10 protein-coding genes are annotated in these 18,062 nt (G+C 62.9%); 2 read left to right on the forward strand and 8 right to left on the reverse strand.

Annotation, left to right across the window (positions count from 1 at the left end):
• Positions 1 to 34: 34 nt before the first annotated feature.
• The gene (locus tag HGB41_RS07900) at positions 35 to 1,108 is read left to right on the forward strand and encodes a DUF5694 domain-containing protein (RefSeq protein ID WP_371868480.1); all 1,074 of its coding nucleotides are present in this window, start codon (positions 35 to 37) and stop codon (positions 1,106 to 1,108) included.
• Positions 1,109 to 1,381: 273 nt separating this feature from the next.
• On the opposite strand, the gene dnaE is transcribed toward HGB41_RS07900, so the two are convergent.
• The 3 genes from dnaE to HGB41_RS07915 form a co-directional block, all read right to left on the reverse strand.
• A complete protein-coding gene (gene dnaE / locus HGB41_RS07905; RefSeq protein WP_171082900.1) occupies positions 1,382 to 4,873 on the reverse strand; it encodes a DNA polymerase III subunit alpha in 3,492 nt (1,163 codons plus the stop codon).
• A 173-nt stretch (positions 4,874 to 5,046) separates the two neighbouring features.
• On the reverse strand, positions 5,047 to 7,959 hold the full coding sequence (locus HGB41_RS07910; RefSeq protein WP_171082902.1) for an Ig-like domain-containing protein: 2,913 nt from the start codon (positions 7,957 to 7,959) through the stop codon (positions 5,047 to 5,049).
• Between the two features lie 172 nt (positions 7,960 to 8,131).
• Positions 8,132 to 9,247: an acyltransferase family protein gene (locus HGB41_RS07915; protein WP_171082905.1), complete on the reverse strand. Its 1,116-nt coding sequence runs from the start codon at positions 9,245 to 9,247 to the stop codon at positions 8,132 to 8,134.
• A gap of 327 nt (positions 9,248 to 9,574) precedes the next feature.
• Between HGB41_RS07915 and HGB41_RS07920 the strand changes: the two genes are divergently transcribed.
• The gene (locus HGB41_RS07920) at positions 9,575 to 10,483 is read left to right on the forward strand and encodes a sulfurtransferase (RefSeq protein ID WP_229422900.1); all 909 of its coding nucleotides are present in this window, start codon (positions 9,575 to 9,577) and stop codon (positions 10,481 to 10,483) included.
• A 73-nt stretch (positions 10,484 to 10,556) separates the two neighbouring features.
• Here the strand turns inward: HGB41_RS07920 and HGB41_RS07925 are convergent, their stop codons facing one another.
• The 5 genes from HGB41_RS07925 to HGB41_RS07945 form a co-directional block, all read right to left on the reverse strand.
• Positions 10,557 to 11,135, reverse strand: coding sequence for a DUF4214 domain-containing protein (locus HGB41_RS07925; protein ID WP_171082907.1), 579 nt, complete (start codon positions 11,133 to 11,135; stop codon positions 10,557 to 10,559).
• Between the two features lie 172 nt (positions 11,136 to 11,307).
• Positions 11,308 to 12,651, reverse strand: coding sequence for a TolC family outer membrane protein (locus tag HGB41_RS07930; protein WP_171082910.1), 1,344 nt, complete (start codon positions 12,649 to 12,651; stop codon positions 11,308 to 11,310).
• Positions 12,652 to 12,664: 13 nt separating this feature from the next.
• The gene (locus HGB41_RS07935) at positions 12,665 to 14,017 is read right to left on the reverse strand and encodes an HlyD family type I secretion periplasmic adaptor subunit (protein WP_171082912.1); all 1,353 of its coding nucleotides are present in this window, start codon (positions 14,015 to 14,017) and stop codon (positions 12,665 to 12,667) included.
• Positions 14,017 to 15,819, reverse strand: a complete 1,803-nt coding sequence (locus HGB41_RS07940; protein WP_171082914.1) for a type I secretion system permease/ATPase — start codon at positions 15,817 to 15,819, stop codon at positions 14,017 to 14,019. The genes HGB41_RS07935 and HGB41_RS07940 overlap by 1 nt, the downstream gene beginning before the upstream one ends.
• 236 nt (positions 15,820 to 16,055) lie before the next feature.
• Entirely contained in the window at positions 16,056 to 18,053 is a 1,998-nt protein-coding gene (locus HGB41_RS07945) for a DUF4214 domain-containing protein (RefSeq protein ID WP_171082916.1), read from the reverse strand.
• Positions 18,054 to 18,062 lie beyond the last annotated feature (9 nt).

Below are 18,062 nucleotides of genomic sequence, written 5' to 3' on the forward strand. Positions count from 1 at the left end.
TATCGTCAAACCAACAACAGAAAGAGAGTCCCCGGTGCGCCAATTGATCGCCATGCTCGTCGCCGCAGTCGTCTCCAGCGCAGCTGCTGCGCAGGGCTACCAGCCCGGGTTCAATCCCGCCGCGCTGAAAGGCCCGGCCGCGGGACCGGCGAACGAGGTACTGGTACTGGGCTCGCCGCACCTGTCCAACCTGCCGCCGTCCTTCGACCCCGCCAACCTGCGCCTGCTGAACGAGCGGCTGGCCGGCTGGCGCCCGCAGGCGATCGCCGTCGAAGACCTGTCGGGAGCCCAGTGCGATTTCCTGCGCCGCCATCCGCAGCGCTACCAGGACACGGTCAAGTCGTATTGCTGGGACCCGGCGCCGGCCAAGGCGGCCACCGGGCTGGACGTTCCCGCGGCCACGGCAGAGGCGGAGCGCCTGCTGGCTGCCTGGCCGGCAGCGCCCTCCCCGTCGCAGCGCCGCCGGCTGGCGGCCGTGTTCCTGGCCGGAGGCGAGCGCGCTTCGGCCCTGGTGCAGTGGCTGCGCCTGCCGGAAGCCGAGCGCCGCGCCGGCGACGGGCTCGACGCGGCACTGGTCGAACGCCTGAACAAGCAGGCCAGCCAGCGCAACGAAAGCTACCTGATCGCCGCCCACCTGGCGGCGCGCTTGGGCCATGAGCGGGTCTACCCAATGGACGACCATACCGCGGACAGCGAAAGCCCAGACAAGAAAGCGGCGGGCGAAGCGATGATGAAGGCCTGGGACAACCCCGCAACCGCGCAGCACAGGCGCAGCGACGACGCGCTGCGGGCGCGGCTCGGCACACCGGAAGACATACTGGCGCTGTACCGCGCCAACAATGCGCCGGGCCAGGCAAAGCTGACCTTCGACAGCGATTTCGGCGCGGCGCTCGAAGAGCCGTCGCCCCAGCAATTCGGCCGCGACTACGTCGGCTACTGGGAGACCCGCAACCTGCGCATGGCGGCGAATATCCGCGAAGTCCTGGGCGCCCGGCCCGGCATCCGCATGCTCGTCATCGTCGGCGCCTCGCACAAGGGCTATCTGGAAGCCTACCTGCATCAGATGCATGACGTGCACATCGCGGACACGACACCCCTGCTGCGCTGACGATGGAGGTTCGACGCTTGCAACGCTGGGTACGCGGCACCCACAAATGGATCTCGCTGGCCATCGGCCTGCAGGCGCTGCTGTGGTGGCTGCTGGTCGTCAGCCTCCTACCCCGGCTTCGAGCTATCTCGTAGGGTGGGCAGATTCTGCCCACGCGTTCAACCTGCTGCGGAGTATTCGAAACGCGAGCTTTAGTTGAACGCGTGGGCAAGGAACTTGCCCACCCTACGAGGCGCGGCGGAGCAAAGCTCACGAAGCGCGGTCAGGAAAAAATCAGTACTCCACCGCCACATCCTTCGCCCCCACCACCAGCTCCAGCTGCTGCTTGAGCGTATCGGACGGCGCCACGCGCCACTCATCGCCCAGTTGCAACACGGCCTCGATCCCCTGCGGCTTGATGCGCAGGCTGACCGGCATGCCGTCCTGCTGGCGGTGCGGCTGCAGCACCTCGGCCAGCTTGGCCAGGTTCAGGTTCGTATCCACATCCATCTCCAGCTTGAAGCCATACTGGATGCGGGCCGCGGCGATGTCGTAGGCTTTTTCGGCGGTGATGCGCAGGCCGCCGTTGAAGCGGTCTTCCGAGACCTTGCCGACCACCAGCAGGAACTCGTCTTCCTTGAAGATGTTCTTGTTCTGCTCCAGCAGCTCGCTGTACACGGTGACTTCGACCACGCCGGTCTTGTCGTCGAGCGACACGATCAGGAGCTTGCCACGCTGGGTCATCTGGGTGCGCACGCCGGTGATCACGCCGCACAGCATGCGCGGGTCGCGCGAGGGCTCCAGGTCTTTCAGCTTGGTCTTGGCAAAGCGCCGCACTTCGCCCGCGTACGAGTCGAACATGTGGCCCGACAGGTAGTAGCCGAGCGCGATCTTTTCTTCGGCCAGCTTCTGGCGGTCGGTCCAGGGCGTGGCTTTCACGTATTCCGGCGGGGCCACCAGGTCGGAATCGTCGCCGCCGAACAGGCTGACCTGGTTGGCGGCGGCCGCGGCCTGGCCGGCCGCCTCCATGGCGAAGCCTACCGAGGCCAGCAAAATCGCGCGGTCGACGCCGAAGCAGTCCATGGCGCCGGCGCGAATCAGGGATTCGATGGTGCGGCGGTTGATCTGCTTGCGGTCCACGCGCAGGCAGAAGTCGAACAGGTCCTTGAATTTTCCATCAAGGCGCGCGGCGATGATCGCTTCGATCGCGCCCTGCCCCGCACCCTTCACGCCGCCCAGGCCGTAGCGGATATTGGTGACCTGCTTGCCGGTGACCGACTTCGGCTGGCCTTCCGGCGTGAAGCGGAACTGCGATTCGTTGACGTCCGGCGGCAGCAGCGTGAGCTTGCAGACGTCCAGCGCGTCCTCGACCAGGATCTTGATCTTGTCGGTGTCTTCCATCGCCGACATGTTGGCCGCCATGAACGCGGCGGTGTGGTGCACCTTCAAATATGCGGTGTGATAGGACAGCAGCGCGTAGGCGGCCGCGTGCGACTTGTTGAAGCCGTAGCCCGCGAACTTCTCCATCAAGTCGAAGATCTCGTCGGCCTTGGCGGTGCTCAAGCCGTCCTTGGCGGCGCCGGCGCGGAAGATCTCGCGGTGCTCGGCCATCTCTTCGGCCTTCTTCTTGCCCATCGCGCGGCGCAGCATGTCGGCGCCGCCCAGCGAATAGCCGCCGACGATCTGCGCCATCTGCATGACCTGCTCCTGGTAGACCATGATGCCGTAGGTCTCGGACAGGATCGACTCGGTGCGCGGGTCCGGGTAATCGAACTTCTCGCCGTGCTTGCGCTTGCAGAAGTCGGGAATCAGGTCCATCGGGCCCGGACGGTAGAGCGCGACCAGCGCAATGATGTCCTCGAAGCGGTCGGGACGCGCGTCTTTCAGCATGCCCTGCATGCCGCGCGACTCCAGCTGGAAGATCGCGACGGTCTTCGCATCCGACAGCAGCTTGTACGAGGGCCGGTCGTTCAGCGGCAGGGTTTCTAAGTTGAAGCCGGCGTCCACCGGATCGAGCGCGCGGATATAGTTCACCGCGCGGTCCAGGATGGTCAGCGTGGTCAGACCCAAGAAGTCGAACTTGACCAGGCCGACGGCCTCCACGTCGTCCTTGTCGTATTGCGAGACCACGCCGGTGTCGCCGCTTTGCGAATACAGCGGGCAGAAATCGGTGAGCTTGCCCGGCGCGATCAGGACGCCACCCGCGTGCATGCCGATGTTGCGGGTGATGCCCTCGACCTGCTGCGCCAGGTCCAGCAGCTGCTTGACCTCTTCCTCGTTTTCCAGGCGTTCCTTGAGCAGCGGTTCTTCTTCGATCGCCTCGGCGATCGACACCTGCTTGCCCGGCTTGAATGGGATGAGTTTCGAGATGCCGTCGCAGAAGTTGTAGCCGAAATCGAGCACGCGGCCGACGTCGCGGATCGCGCCTTTCGCGGCCATGGTACCGAAGGTGGCGATCTGCGAGACCGCGTCGCGGCCGTACAGGTCCTTGACGTGCTGGATGACCAGTTCGCGCTTTTCCTGGCAGAAGTCGATGTCGAAGTCGGGCATCGAGACGCGCTCAGGGTTCAGGAAACGCTCGAACAGCAGGTTGTATTTCAGCGGATCGAGGTCGGTGATCTTCAGCGCATACGCCACCAGCGAGCCCGCACCCGAGCCGCGGCCCGGGCCGATCGGCACGCCGTTGTTCTTGCCCCACTGGATGAACTCCGCCACGATCAGGAAGTAGCCCGGGAACTTCATGTTGATGATGGTGTTGTTCTCGAACTCCAGGCGCGCCTCGTAGCGCGCACGCTCCGCCTCGCGCTTGGCCGGATCGGGGTATAGCTGGACCAGGCGTTCTTCCAGGCCCTTTTTGGTCTCGGCGATCAGGAAGTCGCCGATGCTCATGCCGTCGGGCGTCGGGAAGTCCGGCAGCTGCGGCTTGCCCAGTGTGAGGGTCACGTTGCAGCGCTTGGCGATTTCCACCGAATTGGCGAGCGCGCCCGGCAAGTCGGCGAACAGGGCCGCCATCTCGTCCTGCGACTTGAAGCACATCTCTTCGTTGAAGCGGCGCACGCGCTTGGCGTTGGCCAGCATCTCGCCTTCGGCGATACAGGTGCGCGCCTCGTGGGCGATGAATTCGTCCTTGCTGATGAACTGCACCGGGTGGGTCGCCACCACCGGCAGGCCCAGGCGAGAAGCCAGCGCCACCGAATGGCGCACCTGCTGTTCCTGGTTCGGCTGGCCGGCGCGCTGGATCTCGATGTAGAAGTGGCCCGGGAACATGGTGGCCCAGCGCTCGGCGGCGCGTTCGGCGCGCACGATGTCGCCCTGGTCGATCGCCTGGCCAATGTCGCCGAAGCCCGCGCCGGACAGCACGATCAGCGCATTGTCCTGCGGTGCGTCGGGTTCGAGGACAGAGGTGCTGGTGGCCAGGGCCTCCAGCCACTCGGCGCGGATCTCGGCGCGGCCCTTCCACTGGTTGGTGAGCCAGGCTTTCGAGAGCAGGTCGCACAGCTGCAGGTAGCCGGTGTGGTTCTTGGCCAGGATCAGCAGGCGCGAAGGCTTGTCGCGGTTGTCGTCGTTGGTGATCCAGGCGTCGACGCCGACGATCGGCTTGATCCCCTTCCCGCGCGCCGCCTTGTAGAAGCGCACCAGGCAGAACATGTTGGCCAGGTCGGTCACGGCCAGCGCCGGCTGCTTGTCCTTCGCAGCCGCCCCGACCAGGTCGTCAATACGGACCAGGCCGTCGACGATCGAGTATTCGGAGTGGATGCGGAGGTGGGTAAAAGTCGGGGAAGTCATGCCGACATTTTACCCCGTCGGGGCGCTCGGCTGGCGAGGAAGCCGTTGCATTTAAGCATCGTAGGGTGGTCGGCTCTGCCGACCACGCGTTCAACGAACGGGGGCGAACCACGGCGTGTCCAGATTGACGTGATTTGAACGCGCGGGCGGGAGGACCCGCCCACCCTACGACATCAGCCTTCCGGGTAATCCTGCTTGTACTTGACCATCGCCGGATCCTTGTCCGAGCAGACAAAGTCCTTGTTCGGGATGGACGAACCGGTGAACTGGAAGGTGCCGTTGGACCCGTTCGTGGTCGACCACGTCTGCGTCTTGCCCTTGTCGATGCCTGCCGCGCCACAGTCGTTGGTGCCGGTGGCCCGCTTGTTACAGAACCGTGCGAACACATGCGCCTGGCAATTGTTGGTGTAGGTGACCGTGTACCGGCCGTTTTCCAATTTTGCAGTGTGCGCCAGGCAGGACGGATTACGCTGCGGGATATAGCAGCCGTCCTTGTCGGGCACTCCGCCCGACGGTGGCGGCGGAGTCGGCGTCGGGGTGGGCGTCGGCGTTGGCGTCGGCGTCGGGGTCGGCGTCGGATTGGGCGACGGCGTCGGGTCCGGATACGGCACGAACGGGGCCGCCGAGGTCCGGAAACTCCACTTGAATTCGCCCGACAACGGCGTGCCGCTGGCCGAACGCACGCCCGTGGTCAAGGTGACTTCGTACCAGGTGTACGAGGCCATCATATCGGGACGGAAACGAACCTGGTCCGGACGGATCTCGAACCTGCCGGTCACCTGGGCGTTGTTGTTCAGGTTGACCACTTTCATCGTGTTCGCGTTGATCGAATTCGGATCGACCGAAATACCTTCGTTGAACACGACCGAGACCGGCGATTCGGGCGGGACGTCGACGATGCCCGGTTGCGGATACACGGTCAGGTCGCCCCGCACCCCGAAATACACGGTCAGCGAGGGCACCGGCAGCGAACGGCCGCCGGTATCCTTGATCTGGCTGTTCAGCGTGATGGTGTAGCTGTCCGGCGGGAATCCGGTGGTCGAGGTCGTGGTGAAGCTCACGGTGCGTCCCGACACCGCGATCGTGCCCTGGAACTGCCGTCCCATCGACTCGTTCCTCACGACGAAAGCGGTCGAGCCCACGGTGGCCGGATTGACGTCCTTGTCGAAGGTGATCGACACGGTGCGGGCCACGCCGGCGCCGAAGGCCGGGGCGCTGCGCAGCACGGTGCCGTAGGCGGGGCTGGTGGACACGATATTCAGGTAGTTCGCCGGGGTGCTGCCCTTGGTGCAGACGTTGCCCACGACGGTCAGCGGATACGGGCAGCCGCTCGGCGCCGGGCCGGTGTATGGTGGCGACGGGGTCGGGTTCGGGGTTGGCGTCGGGTTCGGCGTCCCACTCGACGGTACGCAGGCGCCATTGCTCAGCACCTGGCCCGAGGGGCAACTGGTCGGCGGCGCCACGCATACGCCGTTCTGCAGCGTGCCGGTCGAACAGGTGGCACCGGTCGTGAACGACCAGGTGACCGGCGCATCGAGCGTGGCGCCGGATGCGGCCTGCAGGCCCTGTTGCAGGGTGATGGTATAGCGGGTGCCCGGGCGCAGTTGCAGGCTTTCGGCCTGTCCCTGCGGCCAGCCATAGCTCCACACGTTGCCGCTCACCTGCTCCATGCGCCCCGGCAGCGCCGGCGAGATCGTGATCTTGCCGTTGTTGAGATGGGAGACGGCCGCCAGCGGCGCATTGAAGGCGGCCATCAGGCGCGTCAGCGTGGCGACATTGGTCGCGCCATTCGGCGGGTCCATCGACACCACGGCCAGCTTGGCCACGCAGGTGTTATTGGCCAGCACTTCGCCGGCCTTGCACGAGGCGGCGGGCAGCTTGTAGGCGATGCCGCGCTGGATCAGCGGCAGCACCTGGTCCTTGTTCTCCTTCGATTCCGAGAACGAGGTCATGACCGCAGTGCGCGTCATCGCGCGCGAATCCAGGTGGCCGACGAAGAAGCCCAGGCCGGCCGCATCGGGCAGGCGGTGCAGCACGTTCTGGTAGACGCGTTCGACGAAGGCCTTGTTGTCCAGGCTGCCGTAGCGGTCGCGGAACTCGGTGCTGCCGACGAAGCCGCCGGCCACCGCGTCCAGCGACAGCGGTGCGCGCTCGGCCAGGTCGATCCAGTAGCCCAGGCCTTCCATGTCGGGCTGCCGGTTGAAGGCGGCCTGGTAGATGCGGTAGACCTGGCCGGGCACGCCGTCGAGGTCCAGCGCCACGGTCGAATCCAGGAAATTGAGGCGCTTGGTGCCGGCGATCGGCGACTGGGTGCGGCCCGCGCTGTCCACGATCAGGATCTGGCCATTGACCGACAAATCGATGCGGTAGGCGCTGCGGTTGGTCGGGAACGTCATGGACTGCGCCGCGCCGGGTGCAGGTGTGGGTGCGGGCGCGGGGCCGGCCGGCACGGCCGCGGTCAGGGTCACGTCGTCCAGCAGGATATGGCTGACGCCCGCCGCATCGCTGGTGCCGGTGAAACGCAGGCGGATGGTCTTGCCCTGGTAAGCGGCGAGCTCGATCTCCTGGCTCTGGGTCCACGAGGTGTTCAGCACGGCGTTGCTGTGCACGGCCAGCGCCGCCAGCACGCGTCCGGTGGCCGGATCGACGGCTTCCACCGTCATCTTGTCGCCGCCCGGGGCCAGGTTGGCCGCGTCGCTGGCCGTCACGCCATACCAGTAGCGCAGGATCGCCGAGGTGGCGCCGGCCGGGATGGCGACGTCCTGGTACAGCACGTCGTTCGCATTGTTATAGCCGGCCAGGTAGGCGAAGCCAGTGCCCTGGAACGAGAATTCGGGGTCCATCGTCAGCACGTCGGCCGTGGCCTGCCAGCCGGAGCTGCCCTCGAAACCCGGATTCGCCACCAGCTGGGTGGTGGGTACGGTCGATGAGCCCCCGCCTCCCGCCATCCTGCCCGTTCCCGGCGCGCCGAGCGACACACCGGACAGGTCGGAGCGGTCGGCCTTGCTGGTAACGGTATCGGGACCTCCGCATCCTGCCAGCAGGAGGGAAAGGAGTAAGGCAGCACTACGGGGGATCAGGTTCATCGAGAAAGACCGGTAAGGATTCGCAAAACTCTTTTTATCAAAAGAGCAAAGGGCGAATTTTAATTTACCGCAACTTTCAACGCAGCATTAAATCCTTGAAGACAGAATGTGAATGCATTTTTACAACATATGTTAAATATTGGAAACCTTACCCTTTCCGCAATGTCACATCTTAGCCAACCGACTTCACCAGCACAGGCTGTTCCCGCCCGGCGCCGTAGCTGCGCCGCATCCGCAGGAAGGGCTCTTCGACGATGTGGTAGCACAGCGTCGACAGCGCCCAGGTAGCGCCATAGGCGAATGCCAGCATGATGGCGACGTCGGCCCAAGGCGTGCCGGTGGGGCTGACGATGCCGATGCGGGTGGCGACGATGTGCAGCAGCGCCATGTGCAGCAAATAGAACGAGAAGCTGATCTTGCCGCCCTGGCTGAGCGCGCGCTCGATGACGCCGGGCAGGCGCGGCTGGAACGAAACCCAGGCCAGGATCAGCGCGGCCCAGCCGGCGCTTTCCAGCATCGACCAGAACACCCAGAACCCCGACTTCGGGGTGGCGCCGAAGGGGGCGACGCGGTGCATCCAGGCGGTGTCCCACATGACCAGGGCGACGGCCGCCACCAGCAACAGCGGCGCAAAACGCGCCAGCGTCGCACGCCAGCGCGCATAGAGCATCGCCGCTGCCATGCCGATCAGGAACTGGTCGAAGCGGCCGACCCAGGTGCTGAAATACATCAGCGTGCTGTTGGGGTTGACCGTGTACGCGGCGACCTTGAAGAAGGCCAGCAGCACCAGCCAGCCGCCGAGGTAGACGATGCCGCGCTCCATGGTGAAGCGCGCCAGGAACGGGAACACCATATAAAACAGGAATTCCAGCGAAATGGTCCAGGCCGCGCCGGTAATCACCGTGCCGGAGGTCGGCGCCAGGCCCAGGTTCGAGGCGAACAGGTAGAGCAGGTCTTGCGGCGCGAACTTGTCGCGGCCGATCGAGGTCGCCAGCAGGAAGATCACGAGGTAGAGCGGGACGATGCGCAACAGGCGGTTGCGCAGGAAATCGCGGTAGACGATGTGCTGCTGGTGCAGCGCGATCTGCATGAACAGGAAGCCCGACAGCGTGAAGAACAGGCCGACGCCGGTATGCCCTTCCGTGACCAGCGCCCACCACGGGCCGGACAGTCCGGCGCCGCCGAGGCCGCGGTATTCGAGGTGGAAATGGAACAGGAAGACCAGGGTAGCGGCAAGCCAGCGCAGCTGGTCGATGCGCGGGTTGTACTGGATGTTCAGCGAGTGCATGGTGAGTCCTGCTTGAAGTGCCCCAATGCCGGTTATTTAGTTGCCCCTCGCACGTCATCCCCGCGCAGGCGGGGATCCAAGTTCTCGTCGCGTTATCGAAACGCATGCAAAATTGGGTTCCCGCCTTCGCGGGAACGACGTTCATAGGCTGGCAATGAAAGGAAATTCGGCTTAAGTGCTGGTGGTATACGGCCCGGCCTTCATAGCCCGCCTTGTTGTACAAAACCACGTATTGTAATGCCAATCCCGCCCAATTCCCCTCAGCAACCGTCGTGAAAGGCCGCGGCTGGCTTATAATATCGGCCTGTCTTTATCAGCCCTCCTGCCATGTCCTCCGCAGCCCAATTCGTCAATATCGCCGCCTACAAATTCGTCACCCTCGAGCAACTCGAAGACCTGCGCCCGCAATACCAGGCGCTGTGCAACGAGCTCGGGCTGAAGGGTACCGTCCTGCTGACGCCGGAAGGCATCAATATGTTCCTGTCGGGTTCGCGCGAGCATATCGACCAGTACCTAGCCTGGGTACGCAGCGATGCGCGCCTGGCAGACCTGGAGTGGAAGGAAAGCTTGTCCAGCGAGCAGTCGCACAAGCGCATGCTGGTGAAGATCAAGAAGGAAATCATCACGATGCGCATGCCGCTGATCAAGCCGGAACTCGGCCGCGCGCCATCGGTCGACCCGAAGACGCTCAAGCGCTGGCTGGATGCGGGCCATGACGACGACGGCGTGCCGGTGGTGATGATGGAAACGCGCAATGCCTTCGAAGTGGACGTCGGCACCTTTACCAACACGCTCGACTACCGCATCGACAAGTTCACGGAATTCCCGGAAGTGGCGGCCAAACACAAGGATGAGCTGGCCGGGAAGACGGTCGTGACCTTCTGCACCGGCGGTATCCGCTGCGAAAAGGCGGCCATCCACATGAAGGAAATCGGCTACGACCGCGTGTTCCAGCTCGACGGCGGCATTTTGAAGTATTTCGAGGAAGTCGGCGGCGATCACTACAGCGGCGATTGCTTCGTGTTCGACTACCGCACCGCGCTCAACCCGAAACTCGAGCCGACCGAAACCGTGCAGTGCTTCGCTTGCCGCGCCGTGGTCACGCCACGGCAGCAATTGTCGCCGGACTATGTGTATGAAGTATCGTGCCCACACTGCACATGCGCGTCCGCGACGCCGGCCCTGCGTTCAGCGAACGCAACGACCGACAGCACAGCAGCGGCAGACCAATCCTGAAATATTATTTCAACGCGACGCTGCGTTTGAAATAATATTTCAGTTTGCGCGGACGCCAGGTCCGAGCGTGTTCTTATACGAAGAAACCTGCGTCGTCGATTCCCGACGTTCCGCTACCCACGATCCTCGCGATCACGCCGTCCACGACGCCGATGTCCTGGGCCGCTGCACCCGTCATCAGGTCCTTGATGCCTGCAATCCAGTCGAGCGCGATCTTGTTTGCTGCCGCGCCCGAGTAGGCCGTCTTTTCGTTCGGCAGATCGAGGCGGGCAGTGAACACGTCGGCGGCGGCTACTTTGCCGTTGAAGGCAACTCGGTCGTTGCCCTGTGCGCCAGCGGCGATCTGGGTCACCATGTTGTCGACGGTGATCTGGTTGTTGTTGAGCAGGTTGGCCCAGTAGTCGATGCCTGCGGTTTCCGCCGCACGGCTGAACAGGTTGTCGTAGACCTCGGCCACCTTGGCGCGGTTGTCCATGCCGGCATAGGTCGTGACATATTCCTGCGACAGCGAGAACTGGCGCGACATCTCTTGCAGGGCGTTTGGATTCGCGGACAGGGCGCCTGTCCAGTAGGTAAGACCCGCGGCGTCAGCCGGGCGGCTGAAGTAGGAAATATAGAGTTTCTGTACCGCGGTGGTGTTAGCGTCTGCCATGTCGACCTCCATGTGGTTGGAAAATCGATCCTACAACAGGACGAAAATCTGCGGCGCAGATTACTGAACAGTGCGCAGTTACTTGCTTTTAGGAGATATTTCCTGAAAGATAAATGAACTTGGGCGACGATGACGATCAGCAAGTATCGGTGGGGTCGATACTTGCTGCCGTTTAACGGAAATAGGCCGCGATCTCGCGTACTGAATCGGATTGCAGCGTACCAGCTGCAGCGCGCAGGCGCATCAATCCTACGAGGTAGGAGTAGCGGGCCTGCGCCAGGTCGCGCTGGCTGGTGAACAACTGTTGCTGGGCATTGAGCAGGTCGAGGTTGATGCGCACACCACCTTTAATAGATTGCTCGGTGGCAGTCATCAGGAGCTTGCCCGAGTCCACCGCCTTAATCAGCGCGTCTATCTTGCGGGCACTGCTCGCCACCAGGCTGTGGGCTTTTCGCAACTCGACCGTGATTTCATTGGTGCGCGCATCGAGCTCGGCCTGAGCGCGCCCGTAACCGGCGGCAGCCTGACGCGTGGACGCGTTGATCGCCCCGCCCTGGTAGATCGGAATATTCACCTGCAGGCCAAGCTGGCGGTTCGTGTTCTGCTGGGTGAGGGTCGTAAGCGTTTCGCTGTCGCTCTTGCTGTAGACCCCGACGAAATCCACGCGCGGATAATGACCGGCGCGATTGCGGCCGATGTCCAGGCGTGCGTTTTCGACCGCCAAGCGCGAAGCGGCAAGCGTGTTGTTGCGCTCGAGCGCCAGCTTGCGCCAGTCCTCGAACGAAGACGGGTTCAGTTCGGGAGGGCGGAAATTATCGCCCAACCGGTCCAGCTCGCCCGGATCCATGCCGATCACGCCTTGCAGCGTGTTGCGGGTGGCGACCAGGTTGTCCTGCGATTCGATCAGTTGTGCTTCGGCCAGGTCGAGCCGGGCTTGGGTTTCGAGCATGTCCGTCTTGGTGCCCTCGCCTTTTTCGAACAGGCGCTGGTTGACTTTCTGGCTCTCGACATTGGCATCGCGCTGGACCCGCGCCAGTTCGAGCTGGTCCTGGGCGAACAACACGTCTAGATAGGCGCTGACCACGCGCACCGAGACCTCGTCGATGCCGGCCTCGTAGGCCTCTTCGCTCTGGGCGGTCTGCACCTTGCCTTGGCGGTAGCGCGCGATGGCCTCTATGTTAAGCAGCGGCTGGCGCAGCTGGACGACGGCGGAGCGGCTCGTGTACTTAGGGTGGTCGGTCGTCGGGATTACTCCCAAGCGCAGGTATTCCTGGTCAGCCACATTCTTGCCGTAGGAATAGTTAGCCGAGACTTGGGGCAGCAACTGCGCGCGGCCCAGGATGCGGTTTTCCTTGCCCGACTCGTTCTCGTAGAAGCGCATGCGGAAGACCGGATCATGCTTGATGGCAGCGTCATACGCCTGCTGCAGCGTGACCGCGCCAGCGCTGCCAGCAGCAGCCAGCAGCACACCTAGTACGATCGCGCGCAAGCTAGCCTTGCCCTGCAGGGTTGTCATGGATGCGTGCATATCAATCCTCGCTCATCGACGACTGGGCACGGTCCATGAGCGGCTTGAGCAGGTAGTTCATCATCGTGCGCTCGCCGGTCTTGACAAACAGCTCCACCGGCATGCCGGGGCGGATGTCCATCTTGTTCTCGGCAATCTTCTTGGCGCCAGCCGGGGTCACCTTCACGTGCACCACGTAGTACGGCATGCCAGTGCGCTCCTCGACGTTGCGGTCCGCCGCCACGCTTACGACCTCGCCTTCGATATGGGGCGTGCGGTTGGTATTGAATGCCGAGAACATCAGCTCGACCTTCAGGCCCGCATGTACCTTGTCGACCAGGTTGGTCGGCAGCTGGCCTTCGACGACCAGCGCGTCGTTAGTCGGCACGATGTCCATCATCTTGAAGCCGGGCGCGACCACGCCGCCGTTGGTAAAGACTGCCAGGTTCACGACGGTGCCGTCGGCCGGTGACTTGACTTCGACGTTCGACAGTTCGAAGCTTTGCGCCTGCAGGCGGGCACCCTGGCCCTGGGCCTCGCGCTGGACATCGGACAGCTGGGTGCGCACTTCTTTCTGGTAGTCCTGCATGCGCTGCGATTTACGCAACACCAGCTCGGTGACTTGGCGCTGGGAACGACCGATGTTGCCGATGTCCTCCGAGATTTCGCCGCCCAGCTGCGCATAGGTACGCTCCAGGTCGAGCAGGCGGTTACGCGCGACATAGCCATCCTTGGCCAGGTCGCGCATGCCGCCCAGCTGCTCCTTCAGGAAGGTGACCTGCTCCTTCTTGCTGTTGCGCGACTCTTCGAGGCCGCGGATCTGCAGCTTGAGGCCGGTGATATTCTCGTCCAGCGCGCCCAGCTCGCTTTGCAGCGAGGCCTGGCGCGACGACAGCAGCGAGTTCTGCAGGCTGATCAGGTCGGCCACGAGCGGCTCGTTACGGCGCTTTTCCAGCTCAGGCGGGAATGTGATCTGTTTGCGACCATCGCGCTCGGCAGACAGTCGCGCTTCGGCAGCCAGCGCCGCCAGGTACTGGCTCTCGGTCGCTTGGACGCCCGACTGGGCCATCACCGAATTCATGCGCACCAGCACCTGGCCGGCCTTGACGACGTCGCCATTACGCACCAGCAGTTCCTGCACGGTGCCACCGGACTGGTGCTGCACGGCCTGGCGGTTCGATTCCTTGGCCACGGTGCCGCTCAGGGGCACGCCCTTGTCCAGCGGGGCCAGCAGCGCCCACAACAGGAAACCGCCAACACCGAACAGGACGATGATCCAGCCGAGCCGGCTATATGAGCTGGCATCGGTGTTGACTTCCAGCGGCGTCGCGTCGTGGGTGACGACGTCTGTCGTTTCATTCTTCAACAACTTCATTATTTGGTCTCTCCGCTAGTGACAGGGGCCTCTGGGGTGCCTTCATGCTGGGCCTTTCCAGCAGCGGCGGCCTGCGCAGCTTGGGCAGCTTGTATCTGCGCCGCCTGCAGCGCTTTGGCATTGGCCTCCTGCAGGGCTGCCAGCACCTGCTGCGTCGGGCCAAACATGTGAACGGTGCCCTCTCGCATCAAGAGTAGCTTGGTGGTGATGCCGATCGCACTCGGGCGGTGAGTGATCAGGATAATCGTCTTGCCGCGCTGGCGCAGGTCGTTCACGGCCGCAGTCAGCGCCGCCTCGCCGGCTTCGTCGAGGTTCGAGTTCGGCTCGTCCAGCACGATCAGCGAGGGGTCGCCGTACATCGCGCGTGCCAGGCCGAGACGCTGCTTCTGGCCGCCCGACAGGCCGGCGCCGCCGTCACCCAGGCGGGTGTCGTAGCCTTCCGGGAAATGCAGGATCATGTCGTGCACGCCGGCACGCTTGGCAGCCTGCACGACCTTCTCGGAATCAATTTCGCCAAAACGGGCGATGTTTTCGCTCACGGTACCGCTGAACAGCTCGATATCCTGGGGAAGGTAGCCCATAAAGGGGCCCAGCTCGGCCTTGTTCCAGCTGTAAATGTCGGCGCCATCAAGGCGCACCTTGCCCATCATTGCCGGCCAGACACCGACCAGCAAACGTGCCAGGGTCGACTTGCCGGATCCGCTCGGGCCGATCACGCCCAGCACGTCGCCCGGCACGATGCCGAAGGATACGTTCTTGACGATCGGATTACGTGTACCCGGCGGCGCGGCGGTGACGCCTTCCAGGACCAGCTTGCCCTGCGGCGCTGGCAGCGCCATGCCGGCCGGGCGCGGGGGATTCGCTTCCAGCAGTTTGGTCAGGCGGTCGTAAGCACTGCGGGTGCTAGACCAGCTCTTCCAGACGCCGATCACCTGCTGCACCGGCGCCAGCGTACGGCCGACCAGGATCGAGGCGGCGATCATCATGCCGGGAGTAATTTTGTTCTCAAGCACCAGCAAGGCACCGAAGCCGAGCACCAGCGACTGCAGCGCGGTCTGGACGAACTTGGTGACCGCGCCAATCGTGCCTGCCTTTTGGCTGGCATCGGCCTGCAAATTCAGGAACTTGCCGTGCAGTTTGAACCAGCGGCCGATCAGGTTGGGCAGCATGCCCATCGACTCGATCACTTCGGCGTTACGCAGGTTGTTGGTGGCCAGGGTGCTGGCCGAGATGGCCATGGTATTGGCCTCGGACAGCGGCTCCTTGGTAACGCGTTCGTTCACATAAGCCAGGATCACCAGCACGATCGTGCCGCCCAGTGCGAACAGGCCGAGCGACGGCTCGAACATGAAGATGACGAACAGGTAAATCGGGAACCACGGTGCATCGAAGAAGGCGAATAAGGCGTTCCCGGTGAGGAACTGGCGCAGGTTGGTCAGGTCGTTCAGGGTCTGGCCGGCATTGCCGCCGGCCTGCTTCAGGTTCTGCTCGAACGACGCCGTGTACACGCGCTTGTTGAGCATCATGTCGAAGCGCGCGCCGACGCGCACCAGCACGAAGGAACGGATCAGCTCCAGCCCGCCCATGAACAGGTAGGCCCCGAGCATCAGCAGGGTCAGCATCAGCAGCGTAATCTCGTTGCGGCTAGCCAGCACCCGGTCATAGACCTGGAGCATGTACAGGGACGGCACCAGCATCATCAGGTTGATGATGGCGCTGAAGACACCGATCGTCCAGAACGTGCGCTTGAACGCGAGCAGGGCACGGCCGATTTCAGTTTTTGCGTCTAAGAATTTCGTCATGTGTGGGTGCGTGGCGCTCAGGTGCGCGGTTGGTAGTTCGCTGAGTACTTCTTACGGGAAATTGTATCGTCGCATATTATGACCGAAAATTCAGGAATTTTGTGATGCACGTCACATTTAATTGTTACAGTAGCAACTGAATTGTGGCAAAGCTGCGTCGGAATGTAAAAACCCCGCCTTCTCGCGAAAGCGGGGTTTTGTTCTCGGTAATCAGCCTGGTTGCCCAGGCAGGTTACTTAGACGGTCGGAGCGACCGAGGTGATGATGCCGTTGTTCAGCTGGATGGTGGTTGCGTCGACACCGACCAGGGTGATGACCACAACTTCAGCGTCAGCAGCGCTCGAACCGAACTTCGAGGTTTCCAGCGAGATCACGGTGTTGCCGTTCAGCGAGGTCACGAAGGCTTCCAGGACTGCATCGTTACCGGTGGTCAGGGCGCCTTTGACTAGGGTGTAGTCGGAACCGATGAACAGCGAGTCAACGCCTTGCAGGTTGAACAGCTCAATGCTCGAATTGGCCTCGCCGGCGATGAAGATGTCCGACTTCGACGAACCGAACTCGGTAGCATCTACCACGTTGTTGATAGCGTAGCCGTTGTCGCCGAACACTTTGGTTGCGGCAGCAACAGTTGCGTCCAGTGCTTTGCCTTCGGCAACCAGGGCTTGAGCTTTCACCAGGGCAGCTTGTGCCTTGGTGAAGTTCTCGATGTTCTTGGCAGCAGTCGAAGCAGCTGCTTCAGCGTCAGCCAAGGCCTTGGTCAGTGGGTTTTCGATTGCAGTCTGATCGTAGAAAGCGTCAACCAGTCCTTTGAGTTCCAGATACTTAGCGTTATCCGTAGCCTTGTAGATTGCCAGTTGCTCGGCGATCTGGGCTTCAGTTGGGACGTTACCTTCAGCAACGGTAGTCATCTTGGCACGAATAGCTTCCAGGTCGATCTTTTCAGCAGCGCTGGTGTCGATGTAATCGACAGTGTTCTGCGTAGCGACCGCAGCGGCGGTTGCCTTGGTTGCGGCGACTTGCGCGGCTTCCAGAGCGGTCGACGAGGCCAGCAGCGCGGTGATGCCTGGATTGGTGGTCTCAGTGACGCCGGTTGCCAGCACCAGTGCAGTACCAGCTTCGTTCAGGGCGATCAGAGGCTTGGCTGGAACAGCAGGAACGACCGGAGGACCTGGCTGTTCTGCAACGCCTGGGATGGTTACGGTGCCATCAACAGCAACGGTCACCTGGGTGGTGTTGCTTGCATTGTAGAAGGCCAGCTTCGCAGCCAGGTCAGCAGCAGCAACGCCTTGAGCCTTGGTTGCGTTAGCGTCAGCGGTCTTGGCAGCAGCAGCGGTGCTGATGGCGCTTTGCAGGCCAGCAATTTTAGCGACGTCGGCCGCCTTGGTAGCGACAGCAGCTTGTGCGTCGGTCAGTGCCTTGGTGTTGGCAGCGATCTGGTCAGCGATCAGAGCAGCTTTGACAGCAGCCGAACCGGTGGTGTAGGTGGTTTCGACAGCGTCGCCAGCTTCGATGGTGCCCAGCAGCTTGACGACAGCGGCTTCAGTAGTGGTGACCGCGGTTGCCAGCTTGGCGTCGGTGGTGCTGGTGGTTGCCTTGCCGTCGCCGTCAGCGGTGACCAGGAAAGCAGCTTTAGCATCGGCAGCAACTTCGAGGGACTGCAGGGCGCCAACGACGGTGAATGGGGTGCCAGCGGCGACAACGTTGCCGACGGTAGTAGCCAGGGCGGCAGGAGCGACAGCAACGGTCAGCGATGCGTCGGTGGTGATGCTGGTGATGAATGCCTTAGCAGCCGTGTTCGCAGCGGCGCCGCGGTAGCCGTCTTGCTCAGCCTTGGTGTCCAGTTGTGCGGTGAACGCGGTTGCGCCCGAAACTTTGTTTTCGTACGACTCTGCATCGGTGGTCTGTGCACCTTTAGCGATTTCAGCCACGACTTTGTCGATGGTGATCTTGCCCGAGGTCAGCAGGTCAGCCCAGTAGGTCTGGCCAGCGGTTTCAGCAGCGCGGCCGAACAGGTTCAGGTACACCTGATTGACGACTTGTGCGTTGGTCATGCCAGCGTAGGCGGTCTTGTATTCTGCTTCAGCAGCAAAAGCAGCCGACACAGCGGTGGTCGAACCCTTCTGGGCTTCGACGACGTTGGTCCAGTAATCCAGGCCAGCGTGGTCAGCTGGACGGTTGAAGTAAGCGACGTACAGCTTCTGAACTGCTTCGACGTGGGTGTTGACGATTGCCATGTATAGCTC

The organism is Telluria aromaticivorans (assembly GCF_013003915.1).
GTDB lineage: Bacteria > Pseudomonadota > Gammaproteobacteria > Burkholderiales > Burkholderiaceae_D > Telluria > Telluria aromaticivorans.

Excerpts from the sequence above, each read along its gene's own strand:
- HGB41_RS07945 (WP_171082916.1), bottom strand. The coding sequence starts at position 18,053 with ATGGCAATCGTCAACACCCACGTCGAAGCAGTTCAGAAGCTGTACGTC.
- HGB41_RS07910 (WP_171082902.1), bottom strand. The coding sequence starts at position 7,959 with ATGAACCTGATCCCCCGTAGTGCTGCCTTACTCCTTTCCCTCCTGCTG.
- HGB41_RS07935 (WP_171082912.1), bottom strand. The coding sequence starts at position 14,017 with ATGAAGTTGTTGAAGAATGAAACGACAGACGTCGTCACCCACGACGCG.
- HGB41_RS07930 (WP_171082910.1), bottom strand. The coding sequence starts at position 12,651 with ATGACAACCCTGCAGGGCAAGGCTAGCTTGCGCGCGATCGTACTAGGT.
- HGB41_RS07920 (WP_229422900.1), top strand. The coding sequence starts at position 9,575 with ATGTCCTCCGCAGCCCAATTCGTCAATATCGCCGCCTACAAATTCGTC.
- HGB41_RS07925 (WP_171082907.1), bottom strand. The coding sequence starts at position 11,135 with ATGGCAGACGCTAACACCACCGCGGTACAGAAACTCTATATTTCCTAC.
- HGB41_RS07940 (WP_171082914.1), bottom strand. The coding sequence starts at position 15,819 with ATGACGAAATTCTTAGACGCAAAAACTGAAATCGGCCGTGCCCTGCTC.
- dnaE (WP_171082900.1), bottom strand. The coding sequence starts at position 4,873 with ATGACTTCCCCGACTTTTACCCACCTCCGCATCCACTCCGAATACTCG.
- HGB41_RS07915 (WP_171082905.1), bottom strand. The coding sequence starts at position 9,247 with ATGCACTCGCTGAACATCCAGTACAACCCGCGCATCGACCAGCTGCGC.